Source organism: Sphingobium sp. LF-16, from assembly GCF_003711185.1.
Lineage (GTDB): Bacteria > Pseudomonadota > Alphaproteobacteria > Sphingomonadales > Sphingomonadaceae > Sphingobium > Sphingobium yanoikuyae_A.
On record NZ_CP029335.1, the window covers coordinates 4,174,470 to 4,197,011 of the forward strand.

Consider the following 22,542-nt stretch of genomic DNA (forward strand, 5'->3'; position numbering starts at 1 on the left):
GCGTTTGCCGACCCGCCACATCGGCGCGTCTGGGGGGGGATTGACGCTGCAAATGGTACGACCTTAGTCGTCGATCAAAATATTTTATCTCTTGCGCAGGTGAATGGCGCCGTGGCGGTGCACTGCAGCAAGTCCGAAAAGAGAGGCGATCCTCTCGGCAAAGCGGTCGCTATCCGTAATATGGAACCGTCCCGAAACCAGCAGATTGCCCAGGGGTGGCTCATCGAGCTCGATCGGCTGCCTTGCATATCGATTGGCATCCGCAATCACCTCCGACAGGGGCGCGGAATGATATTCGGTCCAGCCATTAGGCCAGTCACGCCGATCGGTGTCGTCCTGTCCGACCGCAATTGGTGTGAAGTCGCTTGCAAGATAGCCATAGCTTTGCCCGGCCTGCATCTTTGGGGCTACCCTCTCCAACACCGCGGGGCGCAGCAACCTTCGTAATTCGACCTCACCCGACAGCACGGCAACCTCGATTTGACCATCGGCCGCCATATCCACATCAAAGCTTGCGGCATTGGCCATAAGTTCGCCTGAACCAGCCTCGACGATGAAGGGGCGAGGGTCTGCGCTCACGGCTATACGAGCCTTCCCTTCGAGGAGCCGGATTCGACGTTCTCTGCTCGTCATTGCAACTTCGATCTGGCTGGCGGCGTCGAGCGTGAGATCGGAACCGTCGGCGAGCGCCACGGTGCGGATCTGATGCCGCGGCGCACGCATGCGCGCCGGCGCAGCTTCCTCGTTGATAGCGGTCCGCAGATGCTGGTTCGACGTGAAGGTCGCGCCTAGAGCTATTGCCAGCGCAAGTGCTGCTGCAATTCCCAGGCCGAGGAAAAATGTGCGGGAATGTAACGGCTTCTTTTTGCCATGGAGGACAGATGACTTCAGTATCTCTGAAGCCTCAAAATGATATCGAGCCCGCTCATAGGCCCGTCGATGATCGGCAGACTGATCCAGCCATGCGTCGAGATCCGAGGTATCCGCCCTCGGTTCACGAGCGCGCAGATTCAGGAACCAGGCGATAGCTTGCTCTTCGATGGCATCGCGGTCGACGCCATCGTCGCCATCCAGGTCGCTCATCGCGCCGCGTCCACGTGGCGGCTGATATGCGCGAGCGCCTTCACCATGTGATATTCCACCGTCGCGACGCTGATTTCCAATCGCTCATGGATTTGGCGATAGCTCATTTCATCCACCCGGTGCATCAGGAATACACGGCGGGTCTTTTCGGGAAGCGTATCGACGGCATTCTCGTAGAGGCGTAGTAGATCGGACGCCTCCAAATTGAGGCATTGCTCTGGCTGCGCGACGACATCTCGCTGCTCGTCGAGCGGAAAGATGACGACATTATCACGTCCTATCTTTCGGGCTCGATCGATCAGCAAATTGCGGGCGATTCGTCTGACGAACGCGGCAGGATTTATGAGTCGTCCCGCCTGCTCGCTGCTTGCGGCGCGCACGAAGACTTCTTGGACAAGATCAGGTGCGGCATCCCATCCGGCGCGTTTGCCCAAATAACGCAGAAGCCCGGCTCGCTCGGTCTGGAAAGTTTGCGCAAGGCTTTCGGCCGGCGGAGAAACGGCGTCGGATGCCGGCGTCCCATCGGCGGGACTATTGTGGCATCCAGAGGATACGGACCTAGGCGGACGATGGCACGGGAAAGGGAATTGAGAGGGCACAAGTCAAATCCAGGCGACAGCAACTGCCATCGGGCAGCCGCCCGACTGTTTGCTTTCCCCTGCGCTATGCCGCGGTTCGACATGCCACTGTCATCTCTAGGCGGCCGCCCGTCCTTCGTGGACCGACGTAAATTATGCTTGGCAGGTATGCTTGCGAGGCACTCTTCGGATTTCCTCACGTCACGATGATGGCGGCATGTAATCGATTGCGCAAGGCAGCCGGTGCGATCAGAGGCTGGTAAACTGTGATGGAAAAAGCACAGCGGAACCTAGCCCCAAACATGCTTACCATGCGCTTACTTTGCGATTTTCGAAGGAAAAATAAGCGGTTTCGATCGGCCCCGGCGGGCCAGAATTCTTTGATTTTATTGAAGAATTCTGGAGCGGGCGAAGGGATTCGAACCCTCGACCCCAACCTTGGCAAGGTTGTGCTCTACCCCTGAGCTACGCCCGCTCTTGGCGGCCGGGAGAGTGTGTCCCTCTCGGCGGGTGGCGGCGAACTAGCAGTGGTTTCCAAAGTCGGCAAGGGTTGAATTGCAGAAAAATGAAAAACTTTTTGAAAAAGGAAAAAATCCCCCGTTTTCCGGGGGTTTTGGCAGTGTGATTAAATTGGCGGGTGGCGCCGGGGCGAGCGCGGCTGCGGATCGGCCCATGGCGAATCGTCGAATCATGCCGCCTTTGGCCATGGTGTGCATGTATCTGCGCGATATTGGTGATGGCAGCGCTGCCGGTGGTCGCGGCTTGACAGTGGCGGGCGCGACTTCCTAGTCCCCGATGCAAAATCGGACCAAGGGGACGCGCTTCATGAAAATCCTGCCGCTGCCGTTGATGCTGTGCGCGCTGCCCGGCGTCGCCGCTGCCCAGGCGCCCGATGTGACGGCGGATGAGGCCGCGTCGATCGTGGTGACCGGCACGGGGCTGAGCCTGCCGCCGGGGACGCCGGCCTATGGGTCGGTGGTAATCGACCGGGATCGGCTTGAGGATGCGGCGTCGGGGCGGATCGAAAGCGTGCTGGCCGATGTCGCGGGCTTCCAGCAGTTCCGCCGCTCCGACAGCCGCGCCTCCAATCCCTCGAACCAGGGCGCCACGCTGCGCGCGCTGGGTGGCAATGCGTCGAGCCGGACCCTGGTGCTGCTCGATGGCGTGCCGGTGGCTGATCCCTTCTTCGGCTATATCCCCTTCTCGGCTTTGGTGCCCGACCGGCTGGCACTGGTGCGGGTGACGCGCGGCGGGGGCAGTGGCGCGTTCGGCGCGGGCGCGGTCGCCGGCACGATCGAACTGGCCAGCGCCACCCGCGACCAGATGCCGCACTTCGGCGCCAGCGCCTTCTACGGCAGCAGGGATGCGACCGAGCTGTCGGCCAGCATCGCGCCGGATCTGGGCAGCGGTTACGTGTCGCTGTCCGGCCGCTGGGATCGGGGCGACGGTTTCCAGACCACGCCGAAGGACCAGCGCGTCGCCGCCACCGTGCCCGCCGCCTATGACAGCTGGTCGACCAATTTGCGCGCCGTCGCGCCGATCAATGCGACCTCGGAAATCCAGTTTCGCGGCACCCTGTTCCAGGACAATCGCACGCTGCGCTTTGCCGGTGCCGACAGCATGAGCCAGGGCCAGGATGCCAGCATCCGCTATATCAGCCGGGGGCGCTGGCAGGTTGATGCGCTCGCCTATCTCCAGGCGCGCAACTTCTCGAACATCGTCATCTCCTCCACCAGCTTCCGCAAGTCGCTCGACCAGCGCAACACGCCATCGACCGGGATCGGCGGCAAGATCGAGCTGCGCCCGCCGGTGGGCGCGGATCATGTGCTGCGCATCGGCGTGGATACCCGCTTTGCCACCGGCGACATGTTTGAGGATGCCTATAATGCGGGCCTCGCCAGCAACCCGCTGACAGCGCGCCGCCATGCCGGTGGCGACCAGATCACCAGCGGCATCTTTGCCGAGGATGACTGGACGATTGGCAATCTTGTCCTGACCGGCGGGGTGCGGGCGGATCGCTGGTCGATCCGCAACGGCTTCTACAAGGCGGTCAATGCGGCGGGCGCGGTGACGCAGGACAGCAGCTATGCCAATCGGTCCGACTGGGAGTTTTCCGGTCGGGCCGGCGCGCTCTACCATCTCAGCGATGCGGTAGCGCTGCGCGGGGCGGCCTATAGCGGCTTCCGTTTGCCGACGCTTAACGAGCTGTATCGACCCTTCGTCGTCTTCCCGATCACCACCCAGGCCAATGCGGCACTCAAGCCAGAGAAGCTCAAGGGCGTGGAAGGGGGCATCGACCTGACCCCGGCGCCGGGCGTGCAGCTCTCCGCCACGCTCTTCTACAACCGGCTCGACGATGCGATCGCCAATGTCACCATCGACAGTGTCACCCGCCAGCGGCAGAATGTGAACGCGATCGTGGCCAAGGGCGTGGAACTGACCGCCAGCGCGCAACTGCCGGCCGATTTCTCGCTGCTCGCTTCCTATGCCTATAGCCGCTCCAAGGTCGATGCGCCGGGCATGGCGTTCGACGGCTTCGCCCCGGCGCAGGTGCCGCGCCATTCCGCCAGTGCGACGCTGGCCTGGGCACCGAAGGCCGGGCCCGAGCTGTCGGTGACGCTGCGCTACACGGCCAAGCAATATGAGGATGACCTGCAGAGCGATGTGCTGCCCGATGCGCTGACGCTCGACGCCCTCGCCCGACTGCCGATCGGCCATGGCATCAGCCTGATCGCGCGTGGGGAAAATCTGTTCGACGAGGATGTCGTCACCCGCAATGCCGGCGGATCGATCGACCTGGGCACACCCAGGACGCTCTGGATCGGCGTCACCGTGCGCGGTTGAGCCGATTCCCGCCGCGCAGTTCCTCGCCTTCGCCTGGTTGCTGCTGGCGAACCTGATGGCCTTCATGCTGTTCGGGTTCGACAAGCGCCGGGCCGTGCGGGGGATGGCGCGAATCCGCGAGCGGACCTTGCTGCTCTGGGCGCTTGCAGGCGGGGTGCCGGGTGCATTTGCCGCGCGCCACCTCTTTCGTCACAAGACGCGCAAACAGCCTTTCACCCGGTGGCTATGGCTGATCGCCGCGGCGCAGGGGCTGGTCCTCGCCGGATGGGCGATGATCTGATTTTTCATTTGTCGGGGAGAAATGGTGCTGCCGGCGAGGATTGAACTCGCGACCTCAGCCTTACCAAGGATGCGCTCTACCACTGAGCTACGGCAGCACTCTATTTCGTCTCCGTCGCGCCGTGCGCTTCGGAGGTCGCGCCTATGGCCGCCCCATTGCCTCCTGTCAAGGCGGGTTGCGGCAGATAATGCATTTTGCTTATGCGCTTCGTCATGAGCGAGACCCCGGACGAAAAGAAAGCAAGGCTGGCGCAGGCGCTGCGCGACAATCTGCGGCGGCGCAAGGCCCAGAGCCGCGATGTGGCGCGGGAAGGGGCTGAACCCACCCCCGCGCCGGAACCGTCGAAAGACTGATTCGCGTTACAGGGCCGCGCAGGCCGCCTGGAGCCAGGCCAGCGCTTCGCCGTCGAGCTGCGGGCCGACCACGGCCAGCACCTGCGCATGATAGGCGTCGACCCAGGCGCGCTCGCCCGCGTCCAGCAGATCGGTGGCGATGGCGTTGCGGTCGATCGGCGCGAAGGTCAGGGTTTCGAAACCCAACATCGGCTTTTCGCCGCCGGCGATCGCCCGTTCCTCGACCAGCACCAGATTCTCGATCCGGATGCCATATTCGCCGGTCTTGTAATAGCCCGGCTCGTTCGAGAGGATCATGCCCGCCACCAGCGGCTCGTCGCCGCCGCCGAAGGTCGCGATCCGTTGCGGCCCTTCATGCACCGACAGGAAGCTGCCAACGCCGTGGCCGGTGCCATGGGCATAATCCAGACCCTGCGCCCAGAGATACTGGCGCGCCAGCACGTCGAGCTGGCCGCCGCGCGTGCCGACCGGGAAGACGGCGCGGGCCAGCGCGATATGCCCCTTCAGCACCAGGGTGAAGCGCTGCTTCATCTCTTCGCTAGGGCTGCCGATGGCGATGGTGCGGGTGACGTCGGTGGTGCCGTCGCGATACTGGCCACCCGAATCGACCAGGTAAAAGCTGCCGGTCTCGATCGGCCGGTTGGTCTTTTCCTCGACGCGATAATGGACGACCGCGCCATTGGGACCGGCGCCGCTGATCGTGTCGAAGGACAGATCCTCCAGCAGGCCGGTATCCTTGCGGAATGCCTCCAGCCGGTCCGAGGCGGAGAGTTCGGTCAGGCCGCCCTTGGGCGCTTCGACCGCGATCCAGTGGAGGAAACGGCTCAAGGCGGCGCCATCGCGCTCCTGCGCGGCCTTGTGGCCGGCAATCTCGGTGTCGTTCTTGATCGCCTTGGGCAGCACGGCCGGATCGCGCAGGCTGAGTATCTGGGCGCCGCCGGCGTCGAGCGCCTCGAAGATGGCGGCAACGGCCCGCTCGGGATCGGCGACGACGGTCTTGCCCTTGAGGTCGGCAAGCGCATCGGCAAAGGCGGCGCGGTCATGGATGCGCACGGCGTTGCCCAGATGCTTGGAGACCGCCTCGTCCATCTTTTCCGGCGCGACATAGAGGTCGGCGGTCGCATCGGCATGGACGATGGCATAGGCCAGCGCGACCGGGGTGCGCTCGACATCCTTGCCGCGGATGTTGAAGGCCCAGGCGATCGAATCGAGCGCGGAGAGGACGGCGGCGTCCGCCTTCTTCGACACCAGCCAGTCGGCGATGTCGGCGCGCTTCTCGGCTGCATTCTTGCCGGCATAGCGATCCTCATGGACCACCAGCTTGGCGTCGCTGGGCGCCGGGCGATCGGGCCAGACGGCATCGACCGGATTGGTGTCGACCGCAACCAGCTCCGCGCCCTTGTGGGCCAGCGCTTCGGTGGCCTGCTTCACCCAGGCGCGGGTGTGCAGCCAGGAATCATAGCCGATGCGCGCGCCTTCGATCGCATGATCCTTCAACCAGGCGGCGATCGAGGTCTGCGGCACGCTTTCATATTGCCAATGGGCGCCGTCCACCTGCTCGCGCACCTGCAGCGTGTAGCGACCGTCGACGAAGATCGCGGCCTCCTCCGGCAGGACCACGGCGCTGCCGGCCGAACCCTGAAAACCGGTCAGCCAGGCGAGCCGCTGGGCATAGGCGCCGACATATTCGCTCATATGCTCGTCGGTCAGGGGGACCACGAAACCATCGAGCTTCTGGCGTACCAGCTGGGCGCGCAGGGCCTTCAGGCGATCTTCATAACTGGACATCGAACTTCCCTTGGATCATTCCGGCCTCTTGCGTTGGCCATAATGCCGACAACATAGAGGGGCCGGCGCGCTTATTCCAGCGCAGCCCCCGTCTGGACCATGGATAGTTAATGACCGATCAAATGCAGCCGCCCCTGTCCCCGCCGATCGCCGAACGTCGCCCGCACAGTTTCGCGCATCATGGCATCACGGTGGACGATCCTTACGCATGGCTGCGCGACCCCGGCTATCCCGACGTCAAGGACAAGGATGTGCTGGCCTATCTGGAGGCCGAAAACGCTTGGTTCGAGGGCGCGATGGCGCCGCACAAGCCCCTGCTCGACACGCTGTTCCACGAGATGAAGGGGCGCATCAAGGAAGATGACCAGTCGGTTCCGCAAAAGGATGGCGACTATATCTACTGGCGCGCCTTCGAGACCGGGGCGCAATATCGCAAATGGTATCGCAAGCCCGCAGCAGGCGGTGACGACCAGCTGATCCTGGACGAACCGGCGCTGGCGCAGGGCCATGACTATTTTCGTCTCGGCGCCATGTCGGTCAGCCCGGACGGCCGCTATCTGGCCTATGCCATCGACACCAATGGCTCCGAACGGTTCGAGGCGCGGATCAAGGATCTCTTTTCGGGTGAAATCCTGCCCGAAGTCATTCCCGACACATTGTCGTCGCTGGTGTGGACCAGCGATTCAAAGGGGCTGCTCTACGGCCTCGCCAATGAAAATTGGCGGACCGACAATGCGCGGCTGCACTGGCTGGGCCAGAGCGTCGATAGCGATGTCGAGCTGTTCCATGAGGATGATGAGGGCTTCCGCGTCTCGATCGGCCTCACCTCATCGGAAAAATGGATCGTCATCGCGACCGGCGACCATGTCACCAGCGAAGCCTGGCTGATCCCGGCCGACAATCCGACCGCGACGCCGCTGCTCGTCTCCGCGCGCAAGGCCGGCCGCGAATATGATGTCGATGAGCATGAGGGCACGCTCTATATCAAGACCAACGACACCCATCCCAATTTCCGGCTGGTGAAGGCATCGCTCGACGCGCCCGACCAGTGGGAGGAAGTGATCGGCGCCGACGCCCATTTCTACCTGACCGATTTCACCCTATTCAAGACCTTCTACGTCACCGAAGGGCGGCAGGACGGGCTCGACCAGATCGAGCTGCGCGATTATGCGACCCATGCGGCAAAGCGCATTCCGTTCCCGGAAGCCAGCTATTCGGCGAGTCTCGACGACAATCCCGAATATGAGGTGACGAAGCTGCGCATCGGCTATGAATCGATGGTCACGCCCGACACCATCTATGATTATCATCTGGCAACGGGTGAGTTGGAGATACTCAAGGTCCAGGAAATTCCCTCGGGCTATGACGCCAGCCGCTATGCCACCGAGCGGCTGATGATCCCGGCGCGCGACGGCACGCAGATTCCGGTGTCGATCGTCTATCCCGCCGACTTCCCCCGTGACGGCAGCGCGCCGCTGCACCTTTATGGCTATGGCGCCTATGGTCTGGCGATGGAGCCGGGTTTCTCGACCAGCCGCCTGTCGCTGCTCGATCGCGGCTTTGCCTTTGCCATCGCCCATATTCGCGGCGGCGACGATATGGGCCAGCAATGGTATCTGGATGGCAAGCTCGACAAGCGCACCAACACCTTCACCGATTTCGTCGATGTCGCGAAGGGGCTGATCGATCTTGGCTATTCGGCCAAGGGCAGGATCAGCATTTCGGGCGGATCGGCCGGCGGCGAGCTGATGGGCGCGGTCATCAACTCCGATCCCGACCTGTGGGGCGCGGTGGTGGCGCATGTGCCGTTTGTCGATGTGCTCAACACCATGCTGGACGAGACGCTGCCACTGACGCCGGGCGAATGGCCCGAATGGGGCAATCCGATCGAGGATGAGGCCGCATTCCGCACCATCCAGTCCTATGACCCCTACACCCATGTCAGCGCGCAACATTATCCGCCGCTGATGGTTACCGCCGGGCTGAACGACCCGCGCGTTACCTATTGGGAGCCGGCCAAATGGGTCGCGAAGCTGCGCGCGACCAAGACCGACAGCAATATCCTGCTGCTCAAGACCAATATGGGCGCGGGACATGGTGGCAAGTCCGGGCGGTTCGAGAGCCTGCACGAGACCGCCGAGGAATTTGCGTTCATCCTGTGGCAGCTGGGAGTGGAAGGCTGATGGCGTCGAGCTTCACCAAGCAATTCACCGCAAGGCCCGAGCATATCGATGTGCTGGGCCATGTGAACAACGCGGTGTGGGTGCAGTGGATGGAGCAATTGTCGGTCGAACATTGGATGACCGATGCCGATCCGGCCCATGTCGACGCCTATATCTGGGTCGTGACCCGGCATGAGGTCGATTATCGCGGTAACGTGACCGAGGGCGATGTCGTGTCGGGCCGCACCTGGATTCCGGAAGGACCGCGCGGCGCGCGGTTCGACCGGCTGATCGAGTTCACCGGGCCGGACGGCAAGGTGAAGGTGTCTGCCAAATCCACCTGGGCGATGATCGACAAGGAGAGCGGCCGATTGATGCGGGTGCCGGCCGAAGTCGCCGCAAACTTCATCGAGGGCTGAGCCGGCCCAGCTTCAGCGGGCGCTGACGGCTTGGGAGAGGGCGCGTGCCGCCTGCACATAGGCAGGACCACCGCACACGGTCCAGGCCTGGGGCAGGCTGATGCGCGCTATGTCGCGTAGCACCGGATGGTGCAGCATTTCGGTGCCCTGGTCGGTGATCCGGTCGGTGGCGCTCTCGACGATCAGATAATCGGGCCGGGCGGCGACCATCTCCTCCAGGCTGACCTGCGCGATCGCCGGCTTGCCAAGGTCGGCGGCCAGGTTGCGCAGCCCTGCCCGCGTCATCAGGTCGTCGACCAACGTGCCGGTGCCGGTCATGTAGCCGCGCCGCTGATAATAGGCGGCGACCTTCGGCTTCGGCGCACGGGGCAGGGCGGCAAGCTCCCGGTCCATCCGCGCGATCATCGCTTCGCCCCGGTCGGCATGGCCGATCGCCTGCGCCACCGTGCGGATCGACGCGACGATATCGGCATAGCTGTCCGCGCTTTTCAGGTCGACGGCGGGATAATGCTGGGCCTTGAGGATCGCGATCGCCGGATTGCGCCGCGCCGGCATGCCGATCACCAAGTCTGGATTGGTCGCCAAAATCTGCTCGGCCGATCCGTCGAGGATGGGCAGGCCGCGGGTCGCGGCAGCCACCGCCGACATCTGCCGATCGCCGGCATTATGGGTCAGGCCGGCAATCTGGTCGCGATCGGCCAGCGCCACCAGCAACTGGTCGGCGCACAGGTTGAGCGACACGATCCGTTGCGGACGTTTGCCTGCATTGGCAGGCTGGCGCGCGGTGGCCGCCCATAATGTGGCACCGCCGATCAGGGCGATCATCAGGGCGATCATCCCCTTGCCGGGGCCGATGGGCGCAAATATCCGCATGGCCACCTCCCTTAGCCGGCGCGCTCCGCCAGGCAAGGAAGATTGACGCTCCAGTCGGGCTCGCCTATCGCCCGGACTGCGACAGGTTCCCCGGCAGCGGGGATGAAAAGGGAATGGGGTTCAAGACCCCGGCTGCCCCTGCAACTGTGAGCGGCGAGCCTTTGTGCCATATGCCATTGGGACCGCAAGGTTCTGAGAAGGCGGCATGAATCAGCGATGACCCGCGAGCCAGGAGACCTGCCCGTCGCGGTCGTCCTTCGCGCGGACAGGGTGTGCCGAGCGGACGGGGGTGAACCCGCGTGGCGACAGGTGGACCGCATAGGTGCGGGGACCATGTCGCGCCCGGCCGGGCACCGATATCGTCCCTGGGATGCGGTCCCTCGTCCGGGGGCTCATGTGTTCAAATATCTGACTTTCTGTTCTTTCCTTCTCTCCACCACCGCTTTCGCCGAAGAGGCGCAGCAGGCGCCACCGCCCGATGCCGCCGCCGATGCCGGGGCATCCTCGATCCTCGTCACCGCGACCCGCCTCGCCACGCCGGCCGATCAGGTGCCGGCCTCCGTCACCGTGCTCGACAAGGCGGCGATCGACCGGGCGCAGGATCTGGGCGTCACCGAATTGCTGCTGCGCACGCCCGGCGTCAGCATCTCGCGCAATGGCGGCTATGGCACGGCGACGTCGCTGCGCATCCGCGGCGCGGAATCCGACCAGACCGTGGTCGTGATCGACGGGGTGAAGCTCAACGATCCGTCCTCGGCCGGCGGCGGCTATAATTTCGCCAATCTGCTGGTCGGCGACGCCTCGCGCATAGAAGTGCTGCGCGGTCCCCAGTCGACCCTGTGGGGCAGTCAGGCAATCGGTGGCGTCGTCAATGTCGTCACCGCCATGCCCGAAAAGGCGCTGGAGGGGAGCTTCGACATAGAGGCGGGGTCGCGCGACACGGTCAGCGCCCGCGCGGCATTGGGCGGCAAGACCGGCCCGGTCAGTTGGAGGATCGGTGGCCAGAGCTTCACCACCGACGGCATTTCGGCGATCAGCCCGGCCTTTGGCGGCAAGGAGAAGGACGGCTATACCAACCGCAGCGTCACCGGCCGGGTCGAGGTGGCGCTGGCGGACGGAATCAGCGCGGACCTGCGCGGCTATTATTCCGATGGCCATGTCGATTTCGACGCGACCAGCGCGGACAGCCCCGCCTATGGCACCAATCGCGAATTTGTCGGCTATGCCGGCCTTAACGTCGCACTGCTCGACGGCCGCTTCCGCAACCGTTTCGGCTATGGCTATACCGACACCGATCGCGACAATTATGACCCGCGCAACCCGCGCAAGCAGAGCTTCGACGCCGCCGGGCGCAACCAGCGGCTCGAATATCAGGGCAGCTTCGCGATCGCCGACGGCTGGACCGCGCTGTTCGGGGTGGAGAATGAGAATAGCCGCTTCCGCAGCGTGTCGCCTTCGGCCTCGCTTTCGGTGCCGATTCCCGACCCGGCCCGCGGCAAGGCGGAGATCACCAGCGTCTATGGCCAGCTTAATGCCCAGCCGATTACGGGCCTGACCCTGACTGGCGGGCTGCGCTATGACGATCATGATCGCTATGGCGGCCGTACCCTCTTTTCCGCCGGGGGCGTCTGGGCGCTGCCGACCGGGACGGTGCTGCGCGCCAGCTATGGCGAGGGGTTCAAGGCGCCGACCCTCTATCAGCTCTTTTCCGAATATGGGAATCAGGCGCTCGACCCCGAACGCGCCCATGGCTGGGAAGCGGGCGCGGAGCAGCGCTTCCTTGGCGAGAAGCTGCGGCTGGGCGCGACCTGGTTCGACCGGACCACGACCGACCAGATCATCTATAATAGCTGTTCCACCAGCTCGACCGATCCGCGCTGCTTCACGCCCGGCACCACCACCCGCCGCTATGGCTATTATCTCAATGTCGCGCGCGCCAAGGCGCATGGGATAGAGGCGCAGGTGGCGGTCGAGCCGGTCAAGGGGCTGACCATTGACGGCAATTATAGCTGGACCGTGGCGGAGGATCGTTCGGAGGACACTGCGAACGAAGGCAATTGGCTGCCGCGCCGGCCGCGCAACAGCGCCAATGGGTCGATCAGCTATGCCTGGCCCTTCGGCCTCACCACCGGCGCGGCGGTGCGCTGGTCCGGCCACAGCTATGACAATGCGGCCAACACGACGCGGCTGGACGATTATACGCTGGTCGACCTGCGCGCCGAATATGCGTTCACCCCGGCGTTGCGCCTGTTCGCCCGCGTCGAGAATCTCTTCGACGAGAACTACATGACGGCCTATCGCTATGGCACGCTCGGCCGCAGCATCTATGCCGGCTTCCGGGGGCGCTTCTGATGCTGCGTCCCGTCGAACCCGGCCCCGCCATCGTCGCCTGCAATACCTGCCGTCATTCGGCCGAAGCGCGGGAGGACGGGGAGGGCGTGCGCGGCGGGGCACGGCTGGCGGAGGCGCTGCGCACGGTGCAGGCCTCCGACCCGTGCTATGCCACCGTCGCGGTGCAGGACATGCCCTGCCTGTTCGCCTGCCAGGATCATTGCACCGTCCATCTGCGCGCGCCCGGCAAGGTCGGCTATGTCATGGGGCGGTTCACCCCGGATGCCGATGCGGCACGCGCGATCCTCGATTACGCCATTGCCTATGCCGCCAGCGATCATGGCCGCGTCGCCTTTCGTGAGTGGCCCGAAGGCGTGAAGGGCCATTTCATCACCCGTACCCCGCCGGAAGGATTTGTCGTCGAATGAGCTTCGCCTCGATCACCGATTTTGAGAATGCCCTGGCCAACCTGCCACCGGCCGAGGAACTGGCGAGCGCGGCGGCACGCGCGCGGCAGGCCGAGCTGACCAAGCCATTGGGGGCGCTCGGCCGGCTGGAGGATGTCGCGATCTTCATGGCAAGCTGGCAGGGGCGCGCGGTGCCGCGCCTGGAACGGGCGCGTGCCGCGATCTTTGCCGGCAATCATGGCTTCACCGTCCATGGCGTCAGCGCCTATCCCGCCGCCGTGACCGCGCAGATGGTCGCCAATTTCGCCGCCGGCGGCGCGGCGATTAACGCGCTGGCCGGTGTGGCCGGGCTGGAACTGGCGGTGCGATCGATCGATCTGGACCGGCCAACGGCGGACTTCACCATCGCCCCGGCCATGACCGAGGAGGAGTGCCTGACCGCGCTGTCGATCGGCGCGGCGGCGGCCGAAGAGGATCTGGACCTGCTGGTCGTGGGCGAGATGGGGATCGGCAATTCGACCGCCGCAGCAGCCCTGAGCGCCCGCAGCTTCGGCGGAAAGGTCAGTGACTGGGTTGGTCCCGGTACGGGCGTCGATGGCGAGGGGATTGCGCGCAAGATCGCGACGATCGATCGCGCGCTCGCCTTCCATGCCGATGCGCCGGACAGAGCCTTTGAAACACTGCGCCGGCTGGGCGGGCGCGAACTGGCGGCGATTGCCGGCGCGGTGCTGCGCGCCCGCCAGCTGGGCGTGCCGGTGCTGCTCGACGGTTTCATCAGTTGCGCCGCGATCGCGCCGCTGGTGGCGCAGGTGCCGGTCTTTGCCGACCATTGCCTGGCCGGCCATTGCTCGGCCGAGCCGGGCCATGGCCTGCTGCTGGAGCGGATGGGCCTTGAACCGCTGCTGAGCCTCGACATGCGATTGGGCGAAGGCAGCGGCGCGGCGGTGGCGGCCAATATCGTCCGTGCGGCCGTAGCCGCGCATAGCGGCATGGCGACCTTTGCCGAGGCGGCGGTGTCGACCGCGACATGATGGGCATGCCGCTCCACCTGCTGCGGCATGGCGCGCCCGAGACGCCCGGCCTGTTGCTGGGGCGGACCGACAGCGTGCCGACGCGCGCGGGCATCGATGCCTGCCTGGCGCAGGCGGAGGGGCTGGAGATCGAGATGATCGTGACGTCCGACCTGCAGCGCGCCCGGCAGGCGGCGACCGCGATCGGCGAGCGCGCCGGCTTGCCGGTATGGGTCGATCCGCGCTGGCGGGAACTGGATTTCGGCATCTGGGATGGTCTGGCCCCGGCCGATGTCGATCCCGAGGCGCTCGCCCGTTTCTGGCAGGATCCCGATGGCTTCGCGCCGCCGGGCAGCGAGGGCTGGACGGCATTGCTGGGGCGGATCGCCGATGCTGTCGAGGATCTGCCGCGCGTGCCCACATTGGTGCTGACCCATGGCGGGGCGATGCGCGCGGCGCTGGCCCATCTGTGCGGGTTCAGCGTGCAGCAGAGCTGGAGCTTCGGCCTGCCCTATGCCGCCTTGCTGTCGCTGGAACGCTGGACCGGTGAACCGCCGCTCGCCCGCATCACGGGCCTGCGCCCATGAAGGGGCTGGTCCTTGCCATCCAGTTTCTGACCCGCCTGCCGATGCCGAAGGTGACAGCGAACGAGACACACTTCGCACGGTCGTTCCGATGGTTTCCGGCGGTCGGCGCGATTGTCGGTCTATCTGTCATGTTCGCTGTCAATCTTGGCGTTCGCATCGATCCCTGGGTCGGGGCGCTGGCCGGGCTGCTCTGCTGGGTCGGCGTGACCGGGGCGCTGCATCTCGATGGGCTCGGCGACATCGCCGACGCGTGCGGCGCGGTGCATAAGGGGCACGACCGGCTGCTGGCGGTGCTGGCCGACCCGCATGTCGGCAGTTTCGGCGTGGTGGCGATTGGCCTGCAACTGATCGCCAAGCTGCTGCTGCTCCATGCGCTGGTCGAGCGGGGCATGATGTTGCCGCTGCTGCTCATTCCCTTTGCCGCGCGGATCGGGCCGTTGCTGTGGGCGCGCATGATGCCGCCCCTGCATGCCGGGCTGGGCGCGCGTTTTGCCGATGCCGTCAAAACGATCCACATCGCCCTGTGGATAAGTCTGTTGATAATCGCCGCCTGGTGGCTGCCAGCCCTGCTCGCAGCGCCACTGCTGATGCTGGTCTGGGGCCTGTGGCTGAGGCGCAGGCTGGGCGGCATTTCCGGCGATGGCCATGGCGCGGGCATTGAACTGGTTGAAAGCGGGCTGCTTTTCGTCGTCCTGATCGCGAGCGGCACAACATGACGACGCGCTGGACCTGGCATGGCGGCGGCGTGGCGGCGGCGAGCGCGCATTTCGGCGGCGCGCCCGAAAGCTGGCTGGACTTATCCACAGGCATCAATCCCCATGCCTGGCCCGGCGCTGCCGAGCAGGTGATCGACTGGCGCGCCTTGCCCGACGAGCAGGGGCTGCGCGCGCTCGAACAGGCGGCGGCCGACCATTTTGGCGTCGCGGCCGATCATGTCTGCGCACTGCCGGGGACGGAGGTTGGCCTGCGCCTCGTTGGCGCATTGCTTGACGGTTCGGTCCGCCATGCCAGCCCGGCCTATCGCACCCATGGCGCGATGGTGTCCGGCGCCGCGCCGGTCGATCTCGACCGTCTGGACGAGGCCGATGGGCAGACGCTGATCCTTGCCAATCCCAATAATCCCGACGGGCGCATCCATGGCGTGGCCGATCTGCTGGCCCTGCTCGACCGGCGCGGGTCGGATGGCTGGCTGGTGGTGGATGAGGCCTTTGCCGATGGCCATCCGGATATCAGCTTGGCGCCCTTCGTGGCCGACGATCGCCCCCTCATGCTGCTGCGGTCCTTCGGCAAGTTTTTCGGGCTTGCCGGCCTGCGCCTCGGTTTTCTGGTGGCGCCGCGCGCGATCGTTGCGCGGGTGCGGGACAGGCTGGGTGCCTGGCCGGTGTCGGCCGCCGCCATTGCCGTCGGCACGGCCGGCTATCGCGATAGAGCTTGGATAGAAGCGATGCGCGACCAGCTCCAGCGGGAGGCGCGGGCGCTCGACGCGCTACTGTTGCGCTGCGGTTATCAGCCGATCGGCCAAAGCCCGCTCTTCCGCCTGATCGAAACGCCCCATGCCATGGCGCTTTTTGAGCGACTGGCGGGGCAGGCGATTTTGACCCGGCCCTTCGATAGTCAGCCGCATTGGCTGCGCATCGGCCTGCCGGCCGACGCGATGGGCCTGACCCGACTGGAACGGGCGCTGCGTCGTGGCTGATCCGGTTGCGTTGCTGGCGCTCGCGCTCGATGCAGCGGTCGGCTGGCCAGCGGCACTCTATCGCCGGGTCGGCCATCCGGTCGGCAGCTTTGCGCGGCTCATCGATCATTGTGCCGCGCGCTGGAATGATCCGGCGCGTAGCGCTCTCGCCCGGAAAATGGGCGGGATTGCAACGTTGTTGCTTTTGCTGTCGGTGGCGGGCGGTGGCGGATGGCTGGTCCAGTATCTGCTCCGCTTCTGGCTGCCCGAACCATGGAGTTGGCTGCTGATCGGCCTGCTGGCCTATCCGGCGCTGGCGCTGCGCAGCCTCTATAGCCATGTCCGCGCCGTCCATCGCGCGCTGGCGGCCAATGATCTGTCGGCCGCGCGCGAGGCGGTCGGCATGATCGTCGGCCGCGATACGCAATCGCTCGATGAAAGCGGCGTGACCCGCGCCGCGATCGAGAGCCTGGCGGAAAGCTTCTGCGACGGCGTCGTCGCACCCTTCTTCTGGCTGCTGTTGCTGGGCCTGCCCGGTGTGTGGGCCTATAAGGCGGTCAACACGGCCGACAGCATGATCGGCCATCGTGAGGCACCCTGGGGGCCGTTCGGCTGGGCGGCGGCGCGCACCGATGACCTCATGAACCTGATCCCGGCGCGGTTGGCCGGTTGCCTGCTCTGTCTGGCCGGGGGTGGCGGCTGGCGGGTGATGTGGCGCGATGCGCGCAACCATGCCTCACCAAATGCCGGCTGGCCCGAAGCGGCGATGGCGGGCGCGCTCGACCTGCGGCTGGCCGGACCGATCCGCTATGATGGCGTGCGCCATGACAAGCCCTGGGTCGGCAGCGGGCGGATGGAGGCCGATCCTCTCGACCTGCGGTGGGCGCTCGCCATTTATGTTCAGGCCTGCCTGCTGCTCTGGCTGGTGGCCGGGCTGCAGGCGCTGTTTGCGGGAGACATGATATGACAAGCAGCCTGCTGGTGCTGGGCGGCGCGCGATCGGGCAAGAGCCGCCATGCCCAGGCGGCGGCCGAAGCGCTGCCCGGCGCGCACGTCTTCATCGCCACGGCCGAGATTTGGGACGCGGAAATGGCTGACCGGATCGCCCGGCACCGGGCCGATCGCGGGCCGGAATGGGAAACGGTCGAGGCGCCGATCGACCTGCCCGGCGCGATCGCGGCGGCGCGGGGCAAGGCCGTGCTGGTCGACTGCCTGACCTTGTGGGCCAGCAACCTGCTGCTGGCGGATCGGGATGGGGAGGCGGCGGCCGACGCGCTCTGTGCCGCGATCCTGGCCCATGACGGGGCGATCATCCTGGTCGCCAATGAAGTGGGGCTGGGCATCGTGCCCGACAATGCGCTGGCGCGGCGCTTTCGCGATCTGGCCGGCACGTTGAACCAGCGGGTCGCGGCGGTGGCGGATCGGGTCGTTTTCGTTGCGGCGGGCCTGCCGCTAGCCCTGAAGGGGTGAAGGGGCGGCGGACCGCCCCCTCGCTCGATTAGTCGCGCAGCAGTTCGTTGATGCCGGTCTTCGACCGGGTCTGCGCGTCGACGCGCTTGACGATCACGGCGCAATAGAGGCTGGGGCCGGGCGTGCCGTCGGGCAGCGGCTTGCCGGGCAGCGAGCCGGGGACGACGACCGAGTAGGGCGGCACTTCGCCGATGAAGACTTCGCCGGTGGCGCGATCGACGATCTTGGTCGACATGCCGATGAACACGCCCATCGACAGCACAGACCCCTTGCCGATGCGCACGCCCTCGACCACTTCCGAACGGGCGCCGATGAAGCAGTCATCCTCGATGATGACCGGGTCGGCCTGCAGCGGTTCCAGCACGCCGCCAATGCCCACGCCGCCCGATAGATGGACATTCTTGCCGATCTGGGCGCAGCTGCCGACCGTCACCCAGGTGTCGACCATCGTGCCTTCATCGACGAAGGCGCCGATGTTGACGAAGCTGGGCATCAGGATGACATTCTTGGCGATGTGCGATCCGGCGCGGGCGAAGCTGCCCGGCACGGCGCGGAAACCGGCGGCGCGGAAGGCGGCCTCGTCCCAGCCGGCGAACTTGCTGGGCACCTTGTCCCACCAGTGGCCGGCGCCCGGACCATTGTCGATCATGACATTGTCGTTGAGGCGGAAGGAGAGCAGCACGGCCTTCTTCGCCCACTGGTTGACCTGCCAGCCGGCTTCGGTCGGCTCGGCGACGCGCAGTTCGCCCTTGTCGAGCAGGGCCAGCGCCTTGTCGACTGCCTGCCGGACGTCGCCCTGGGTCGACAGGTTGATGTTGGCCCGGTCCTCCCAGGCGGCGTCGATGATCGCGATCAGGTCTTGGCTCATGGTCTTTCCCCAAAAATATCCGCCAGGAACGGCGTCAGATGGTCGGTTTCATAATCGATGAAATCGGGATGATGGTCGTGATTGCCCGCTTCCGACCCGTTATTGACCCAGATGGTGGTCATGCCGATCGCCTTGGCGGGCTTCAGATTACGGGCCATGTCCTCGAAGAAGGCAGCGCGGGTCGGGTCGACGGCGTGGACGCTGCACAGCTCGGCATAGCCTGACGGATCGGGCTTGGGCACATAGCGGCAGGCATGGATGTCGTGGATCAGCTCGAACGCGCCGGCGAGGCCCAGTCGGTCGAGCACGCGGCCCGCATAGGTGGCGTCGCCATTGGTGAAGATCAGGCGGCGGCCGGGCAGGGCGGCGATATGGGCGTTGAGATCGGCATCGACCGCCAGCCGCTCCATCGATATGTCATGGACATAGTCGAGAAATTCGCGCGGCTCGATGCCATGATGGTGCATCAGTCCCGACAGGGTTGTGCCATGTTCCAGAAAATAGCGTTTCTGGACGATCCGCGCCTCGGCCGGGTCGCAGCCCAGCAGGCCCTGGATATATTCGCCCATCTTCACGTCGATCAGCGCGAACAGGTTCGCCTTCGCCGGATAGAGCGTATTGTCCAGATCGAAGATCCAGGTGTCGACATGGGCCAGGTCCGCGCGCATGGCCGGGCCCTAATCCCCGCCGGGGATTAGGGCAAGGGCGCAAAGGCCCCATGGATCGGACGCATCAGCCGCAGCCGGGCGCTTCGCTGTCGTGATAGAAGTCCTGCACCGCGGCCCAGGCATCCTCGGCCGTCTCGACCCAGGTCAGCAGGTTGAGGTCATTGTGCGAAATCACGCCCTCATCGGCCAGCGCCTCGAAATCGACGACCTTGTTCCAGAAATCCTTGCCGAACAGCAGGATCGGGATCGGCTTCATCTTGCCGGTCTGGATCAGGGTCAGCAGCTCGAACATCTCGTCGAACGTGCCGAAGCCGCCGGGGAAGACCGCGAGCGCGCGGGCGCGCAGCAGGAAATGCATCTTGCGCAGCGCGAAATAGTGAAACTGGAAGCTCAGCTCCGGCGTGACGAACAGGTTGGGCGCCTGTTCATGCGGCAGGACGATGTTCATGCCGATCGTGGTCTGGCCGACATCGACTGCGCCGCGATTGGCCGCTTCCATGATCGAGGGACCGCCGCCCGAGCAGACGACGAAATGACGGCAACCGGCGGCGTTCACCGGATATTGCGCCGCGATCCGCGCCAGCTTGCGCGCTTCCTCATAATAGCGGGCCTTCTTGCCCAGATTTTCGGCAATCTTCTTCTGTTCGGGCGTGGTGGCCGCGTCGATGCGCGCCTGGACCTGATCGGGTTCGGGAATTCGGGCGGAGCCGTAAAAGACGAAGGTGGATTCGATCCGCGCCTCGTCCATCAGCAGCTGGGGTTTGAGCAATTCGAGCTGGAAGCGCACCGGGCGCAGATCCTCGCGCAGCAGGAACTCATTGTCCTGGAAGGCGAGCTTGTAGGCGGCGCTGCTGGTCTGGGGGGTTTCGATCGCCTTCCTGGCGTCGTCCGCTTCCTGGCGTGCGGGGCGGAATTTGCGTTCTTCAATTTCTTTCTTGGTCATTCCCAACAAGCTAGGCGCGGCAGGTGACAATGCCAAGACCGTTAGCGGGAAAATCCGCCAAGTTGGCTATTTCGGCTTAGCGGCAAAAGCCGCCGCGGCCACCCATGTCGAAATGGAAATGGTCATGATGGGCGGCGTTATAGTCGGGCGACAGCACCGTGTTGAACCGCTTGCAGGCGCTGGCATGGACCACTTCCAGAAACTGGCGGGTGCGCTTGTCACCATTCCAGTCCTTCTCGACGCTGATCCGCCGCCCGTCGCTCAGGACGAAGGTGGATACGTCGATCGCATTGCTGTGGGCATGTTCACTAAGCTTGCCGCTGCCCGCGATCGGCCGGCAATTATAGGTGCCGAATGTCTCGATCTTCTCGATCTCCGCGCCCAGGATCAGCCGGGCGGCGGGCTGCACGGCATAGCGCGACCAGGCCGCGAAATTGGCGGCTAGGTTGCAGGTCATGGCGCCCAGGCCTGAGGTCGGCACACCGATGTCGAGCAACTTGACGCTACCGATCGCGCTGCATCCGCCGCCGAAATTCTGGTCGGGCAGGGGGGTGAAGGCGACCGACTGGGATTGCAGCTTGGCGAAACATTGCCGGGTTTCGAGTGGCGGCGGCGCGGGCGGGGTGGCCGGGCGCGCGCTCTTCACCGGCTTGGATGCACGCGCGACTCGACCTTTGGGCACCAGGTCGCCGCTGCAGGCGGCCAGCATGCTCGCCATCGTCGCGGCCAGGGCCGCGCTGCGCCATACCGAATTTTTCGTCGCCCGCTCTACCATCAATCCCGCATTTACCACGGCTTTCCGAGCTGATGGGTTAACGGCGCTGTCATTTCGTCGCATTTTGCTGCGGCTTGACTCTTTTTCCGAAATCTTTAGGGCGGCCGACGGGCCACGCGGTCCCAACGCCGCGCGTGCTCTCTGTAAGGAGACGCATTACATGACTGATCTGACTGCCGTTGACGCCACCATTGCGCCTGCCGCAAAGCCCGCAACCCGTCCGGCTCGCCCCTTTTTCTCTTCCGGTCCCTGCGCCAAGCCTCCGGGCTGGGATGCCGCCAAGTTGGCTACCGAGTCGCTCGGCCGTTCGCACCGCGCCAAGATCGGCAAGACCCGCCTCGCCTACAGCATCGACCTGATGCGCGAGCTGCTGAACCTGCCCGGCACCCACCGCATCGGCATCGTGCCGGGTAGCGACACCGGCGCCTTCGAAATGGCGATGTGGACGATGCTGGGCGCCCGCCCGGTGACGACGCTGGCCTGGGAAAGCTTCGGCGAAGGCTGGGTGACGGACGCCGCCAAGCAGCTGAAGCTCGATCCCACCGTGATCCGCGCCGACTATGGCCAGTTGCCCGACCTTTCCACCGTCGACTTCTCGAACGATGTGCTCTTCACCTGGAACGGCACCACATCGGGCGTGCGCGTGCCGAACGCCGACTGGATCCCGGCCGATCGTGAAGGCCTGACCTTCGCCGACGCCACCAGCGCGGTCTTCGCCTATGAGATCGACTGGACCAAGATCGACGTCGCCACCTTCTCCTGGCAGAAGGTGCTGGGCGGCGAGGGCGGCCATGGCGTGCTGATCCTGGGCCCCCGCGCCGTCGAGCGCCTGGAAAACCACACGCCCGCTTGGCCGCTGCCCAAGGTGTTCCGCCTGATGGCGAAGGGCAAGCTCGCCGAAGGCGTGTTCAAGGGCGAAACCATCAACACCCCGTCGATGCTGGCTGTCGAGGACGCGATCTTCGCGCTCGAATGGGGCAAGTCGCTGGGCGGCCTCCAGGGCCTGATCGCGCGCAGCAACGCCAATGCGGCGGCGCTGGGCAAGATCGTCGCCGAACGCGACTGGCTCGGCCATCTCGCCGTCGACGAAGCCTCGCGCTCGACCACCAGCGTTTGCCTGACCGTCGAGGGCGCCGACGAAGCCTTCATCAAGGCCTTCGCTGGCCTGCTCGAAAAGGAAGGCGCCGCCTATGACGTGGCGGGCTATCGCGACGCCCCGGCGGGCTTGCGCATCTGGTGCGGTGCCACGGTCGAGACCGCCGATATCGAGGCGCTCGGTCCCTGGCTCGACTGGGCCTATGCGACCGTGAAGGCTGCTTAACTAACCTCTCCCTTTATATTCCCGTCATCCCAGCGAAAGCTGGGATCTCAGGCCTCTAGGTACGAGTTCGCCGCCTGAGATCCTGACCTTCGTCAGGATGACGAATT

23 protein-coding genes, 2 tRNA genes and 1 riboswitch are annotated in these 22,542 nt (G+C 65.3%); of the genes, 15 read left to right on the forward strand and 10 right to left on the reverse strand.

Translation table 11 applies throughout. The annotated features are described in order from the left end of the window. Nucleotides 1-84 precede the first annotated feature (84 nt). The 3 genes from DIZ22_RS19610 to DIZ22_RS19620 form a co-directional block, all read right to left on the reverse strand. On the reverse strand, nucleotides 85-1,083 hold the full coding sequence (locus tag DIZ22_RS19610; RefSeq protein WP_122928672.1) for a FecR domain-containing protein: 999 nt from the start codon (nucleotides 1,081-1,083) through the stop codon (nucleotides 85-87). Then, nucleotides 1,080-1,517, reverse strand: coding sequence for a sigma-70 family RNA polymerase sigma factor (locus DIZ22_RS19615; protein ID WP_072893448.1), 438 nt, complete (start codon nucleotides 1,515-1,517; stop codon nucleotides 1,080-1,082). Before DIZ22_RS19615 ends, DIZ22_RS19610 begins: the two co-directional genes overlap by 4 nt. Nucleotides 1,518-2,061: 544 nt before the next feature. Continuing rightward, nucleotides 2,062-2,136 (reverse strand) — tRNA-Gly (locus tag DIZ22_RS19620). 80 nt (nucleotides 2,137-2,216) lie between these two features. On the opposite strand from DIZ22_RS19620, the gene DIZ22_RS22005 reads away from it, so the two are divergent. The 3 genes from DIZ22_RS22005 to DIZ22_RS19630 are packed head-to-tail and all read left to right on the forward strand — an operon-like array spanning nucleotide 2,217 to nucleotide 4,785. After that, nucleotides 2,217-2,450, forward strand: a complete 234-nt coding sequence (locus DIZ22_RS22005) for a hypothetical protein (RefSeq protein ID WP_137406055.1) — start codon at nucleotides 2,217-2,219, stop codon at nucleotides 2,448-2,450. Between the two features lie 36 nt (nucleotides 2,451-2,486). Next, nucleotides 2,487-4,505: a TonB-dependent receptor gene (locus tag DIZ22_RS19625; RefSeq protein ID WP_107917668.1), complete on the forward strand. Its 2,019-nt coding sequence runs from the start codon at nucleotides 2,487-2,489 to the stop codon at nucleotides 4,503-4,505. 55 nt (nucleotides 4,506-4,560) lie between these two features. Then, on the forward strand, nucleotides 4,561-4,785 hold the full coding sequence (locus DIZ22_RS19630) for a DUF1294 domain-containing protein (RefSeq protein WP_053094321.1): 225 nt from the start codon (nucleotides 4,561-4,563) through the stop codon (nucleotides 4,783-4,785). Nucleotides 4,786-4,807: 22 nt separating this feature from the next. On the opposite strand, the gene DIZ22_RS19635 is transcribed toward DIZ22_RS19630, so the two are convergent. Beyond that, a tRNA-Thr gene (locus tag DIZ22_RS19635) sits at nucleotides 4,808-4,882 on the reverse strand. A gap of 115 nt (nucleotides 4,883-4,997) precedes the next feature. On the opposite strand from DIZ22_RS19635, the gene DIZ22_RS22010 reads away from it, so the two are divergent. Continuing rightward, nucleotides 4,998-5,138, forward strand: coding sequence for a hypothetical protein (locus DIZ22_RS22010; RefSeq protein ID WP_164488839.1), 141 nt, complete (start codon nucleotides 4,998-5,000; stop codon nucleotides 5,136-5,138). A 6-nt stretch (nucleotides 5,139-5,144) separates the two neighbouring features. Here the strand turns inward: DIZ22_RS22010 and DIZ22_RS19640 are convergent, their stop codons facing one another. Then, a complete protein-coding gene (locus tag DIZ22_RS19640; protein ID WP_048936168.1) occupies nucleotides 5,145-6,926 on the reverse strand; it encodes an aminopeptidase P family protein in 1,782 nt (593 codons plus the stop codon). A 110-nt stretch (nucleotides 6,927-7,036) separates the two neighbouring features. On the opposite strand from DIZ22_RS19640, the gene DIZ22_RS19645 reads away from it, so the two are divergent. After that, nucleotides 7,037-9,109 carry a S9 family peptidase gene (locus DIZ22_RS19645; protein WP_048936169.1) on the forward strand — a complete coding sequence of 691 codons (2,073 nt, stop codon included), beginning with the start codon at nucleotides 7,037-7,039 and terminating at the stop codon, nucleotides 9,107-9,109. Further along, nucleotides 9,109-9,507, forward strand: a complete 399-nt coding sequence (locus tag DIZ22_RS19650; RefSeq protein ID WP_004209723.1) for an acyl-CoA thioesterase — start codon at nucleotides 9,109-9,111, stop codon at nucleotides 9,505-9,507. Before DIZ22_RS19645 ends, DIZ22_RS19650 begins: the two co-directional genes overlap by 1 nt. A gap of 12 nt (nucleotides 9,508-9,519) precedes the next feature. Here the strand turns inward: DIZ22_RS19650 and DIZ22_RS19655 are convergent, their stop codons facing one another. Beyond that, nucleotides 9,520-10,380, reverse strand: coding sequence for an ABC transporter substrate-binding protein (locus DIZ22_RS19655; protein WP_048936170.1), 861 nt, complete (start codon nucleotides 10,378-10,380; stop codon nucleotides 9,520-9,522). Between the two features lie 66 nt (nucleotides 10,381-10,446). Continuing rightward, nucleotides 10,447-10,640, forward strand: a riboswitch (cobalamin riboswitch). Between the two features lie 136 nt (nucleotides 10,641-10,776). Here DIZ22_RS19655 and DIZ22_RS19660 point away from each other — a divergent pair. Genes DIZ22_RS19660 through cobU form a run of 8 tightly spaced genes read left to right on the forward strand, consistent with a single transcriptional unit; the run spans nucleotide 10,777 to nucleotide 17,860 of the window. Further along, on the forward strand, nucleotides 10,777-12,732 hold the full coding sequence (locus DIZ22_RS19660) for a TonB-dependent receptor (RefSeq protein WP_048936171.1): 1,956 nt from the start codon (nucleotides 10,777-10,779) through the stop codon (nucleotides 12,730-12,732). Then, complete coding sequence (locus tag DIZ22_RS19665) at nucleotides 12,732-13,139, forward strand: DUF1636 domain-containing protein (protein WP_122928674.1); 408 nt, start codon at nucleotides 12,732-12,734, stop codon at nucleotides 13,137-13,139. Before DIZ22_RS19660 ends, DIZ22_RS19665 begins: the two co-directional genes overlap by 1 nt. After that, nucleotides 13,136-14,149, forward strand: coding sequence for a nicotinate-nucleotide--dimethylbenzimidazole phosphoribosyltransferase (gene cobT, locus DIZ22_RS19670; RefSeq protein ID WP_048936173.1), 1,014 nt, complete (start codon nucleotides 13,136-13,138; stop codon nucleotides 14,147-14,149). Before DIZ22_RS19665 ends, cobT begins: the two co-directional genes overlap by 4 nt. Next, on the forward strand, nucleotides 14,146-14,715 hold the full coding sequence (locus tag DIZ22_RS19675) for a histidine phosphatase family protein (protein WP_004209730.1): 570 nt from the start codon (nucleotides 14,146-14,148) through the stop codon (nucleotides 14,713-14,715). The genes cobT and DIZ22_RS19675 overlap by 4 nt, the downstream gene beginning before the upstream one ends. Beyond that, nucleotides 14,712-15,431, forward strand: a complete 720-nt coding sequence (locus tag DIZ22_RS19680; RefSeq protein ID WP_122928676.1) for an adenosylcobinamide-GDP ribazoletransferase — start codon at nucleotides 14,712-14,714, stop codon at nucleotides 15,429-15,431. Before DIZ22_RS19675 ends, DIZ22_RS19680 begins: the two co-directional genes overlap by 4 nt. Continuing rightward, a complete protein-coding gene (gene cobD, locus DIZ22_RS19685; RefSeq protein ID WP_048936175.1) occupies nucleotides 15,428-16,411 on the forward strand; it encodes a threonine-phosphate decarboxylase CobD in 984 nt (327 codons plus the stop codon). Before DIZ22_RS19680 ends, cobD begins: the two co-directional genes overlap by 4 nt. Continuing rightward, the gene (gene cbiB / locus DIZ22_RS19690; protein WP_048936176.1) at nucleotides 16,404-17,357 is read left to right on the forward strand and encodes an adenosylcobinamide-phosphate synthase CbiB; all 954 of its coding nucleotides are present in this window, start codon (nucleotides 16,404-16,406) and stop codon (nucleotides 17,355-17,357) included. The genes cobD and cbiB overlap by 8 nt, the downstream gene beginning before the upstream one ends. Further along, the gene (gene cobU / locus DIZ22_RS19695; protein ID WP_048936177.1) at nucleotides 17,354-17,860 is read left to right on the forward strand and encodes a bifunctional adenosylcobinamide kinase/adenosylcobinamide-phosphate guanylyltransferase; all 507 of its coding nucleotides are present in this window, start codon (nucleotides 17,354-17,356) and stop codon (nucleotides 17,858-17,860) included. Before cbiB ends, cobU begins: the two co-directional genes overlap by 4 nt. Nucleotides 17,861-17,888: 28 nt before the next feature. Here cobU and dapD read toward each other — a convergent pair whose 3' ends face one another. From dapD to DIZ22_RS19715, 4 genes are all read right to left on the reverse strand, one after another. Continuing rightward, complete coding sequence (gene dapD, locus DIZ22_RS19700; protein WP_048936178.1) at nucleotides 17,889-18,728, reverse strand: 2,3,4,5-tetrahydropyridine-2,6-dicarboxylate N-succinyltransferase; 840 nt, start codon at nucleotides 18,726-18,728, stop codon at nucleotides 17,889-17,891. After that, entirely contained in the window at nucleotides 18,725-19,396 is a 672-nt protein-coding gene (locus DIZ22_RS19705; RefSeq protein WP_048936179.1) for a pyrimidine 5'-nucleotidase, read from the reverse strand. Before DIZ22_RS19705 ends, dapD begins: the two co-directional genes overlap by 4 nt. Nucleotides 19,397-19,460: 64 nt before the next feature. Then, a complete protein-coding gene (locus tag DIZ22_RS19710; protein ID WP_004209740.1) occupies nucleotides 19,461-20,339 on the reverse strand; it encodes a TIGR00730 family Rossman fold protein in 879 nt (292 codons plus the stop codon). A gap of 76 nt (nucleotides 20,340-20,415) precedes the next feature. Continuing rightward, on the reverse strand, nucleotides 20,416-21,114 hold the full coding sequence (locus DIZ22_RS19715; RefSeq protein ID WP_122928679.1) for an extensin family protein: 699 nt from the start codon (nucleotides 21,112-21,114) through the stop codon (nucleotides 20,416-20,418). A 160-nt stretch (nucleotides 21,115-21,274) separates the two neighbouring features. Here DIZ22_RS19715 and DIZ22_RS19720 point away from each other — a divergent pair, with 160 nt between their 5' ends. Continuing rightward, complete coding sequence (locus tag DIZ22_RS19720) at nucleotides 21,275-22,435, forward strand: phosphoserine transaminase (protein ID WP_048936181.1); 1,161 nt, start codon at nucleotides 21,275-21,277, stop codon at nucleotides 22,433-22,435. Nucleotides 22,436-22,542 lie beyond the last annotated feature (107 nt).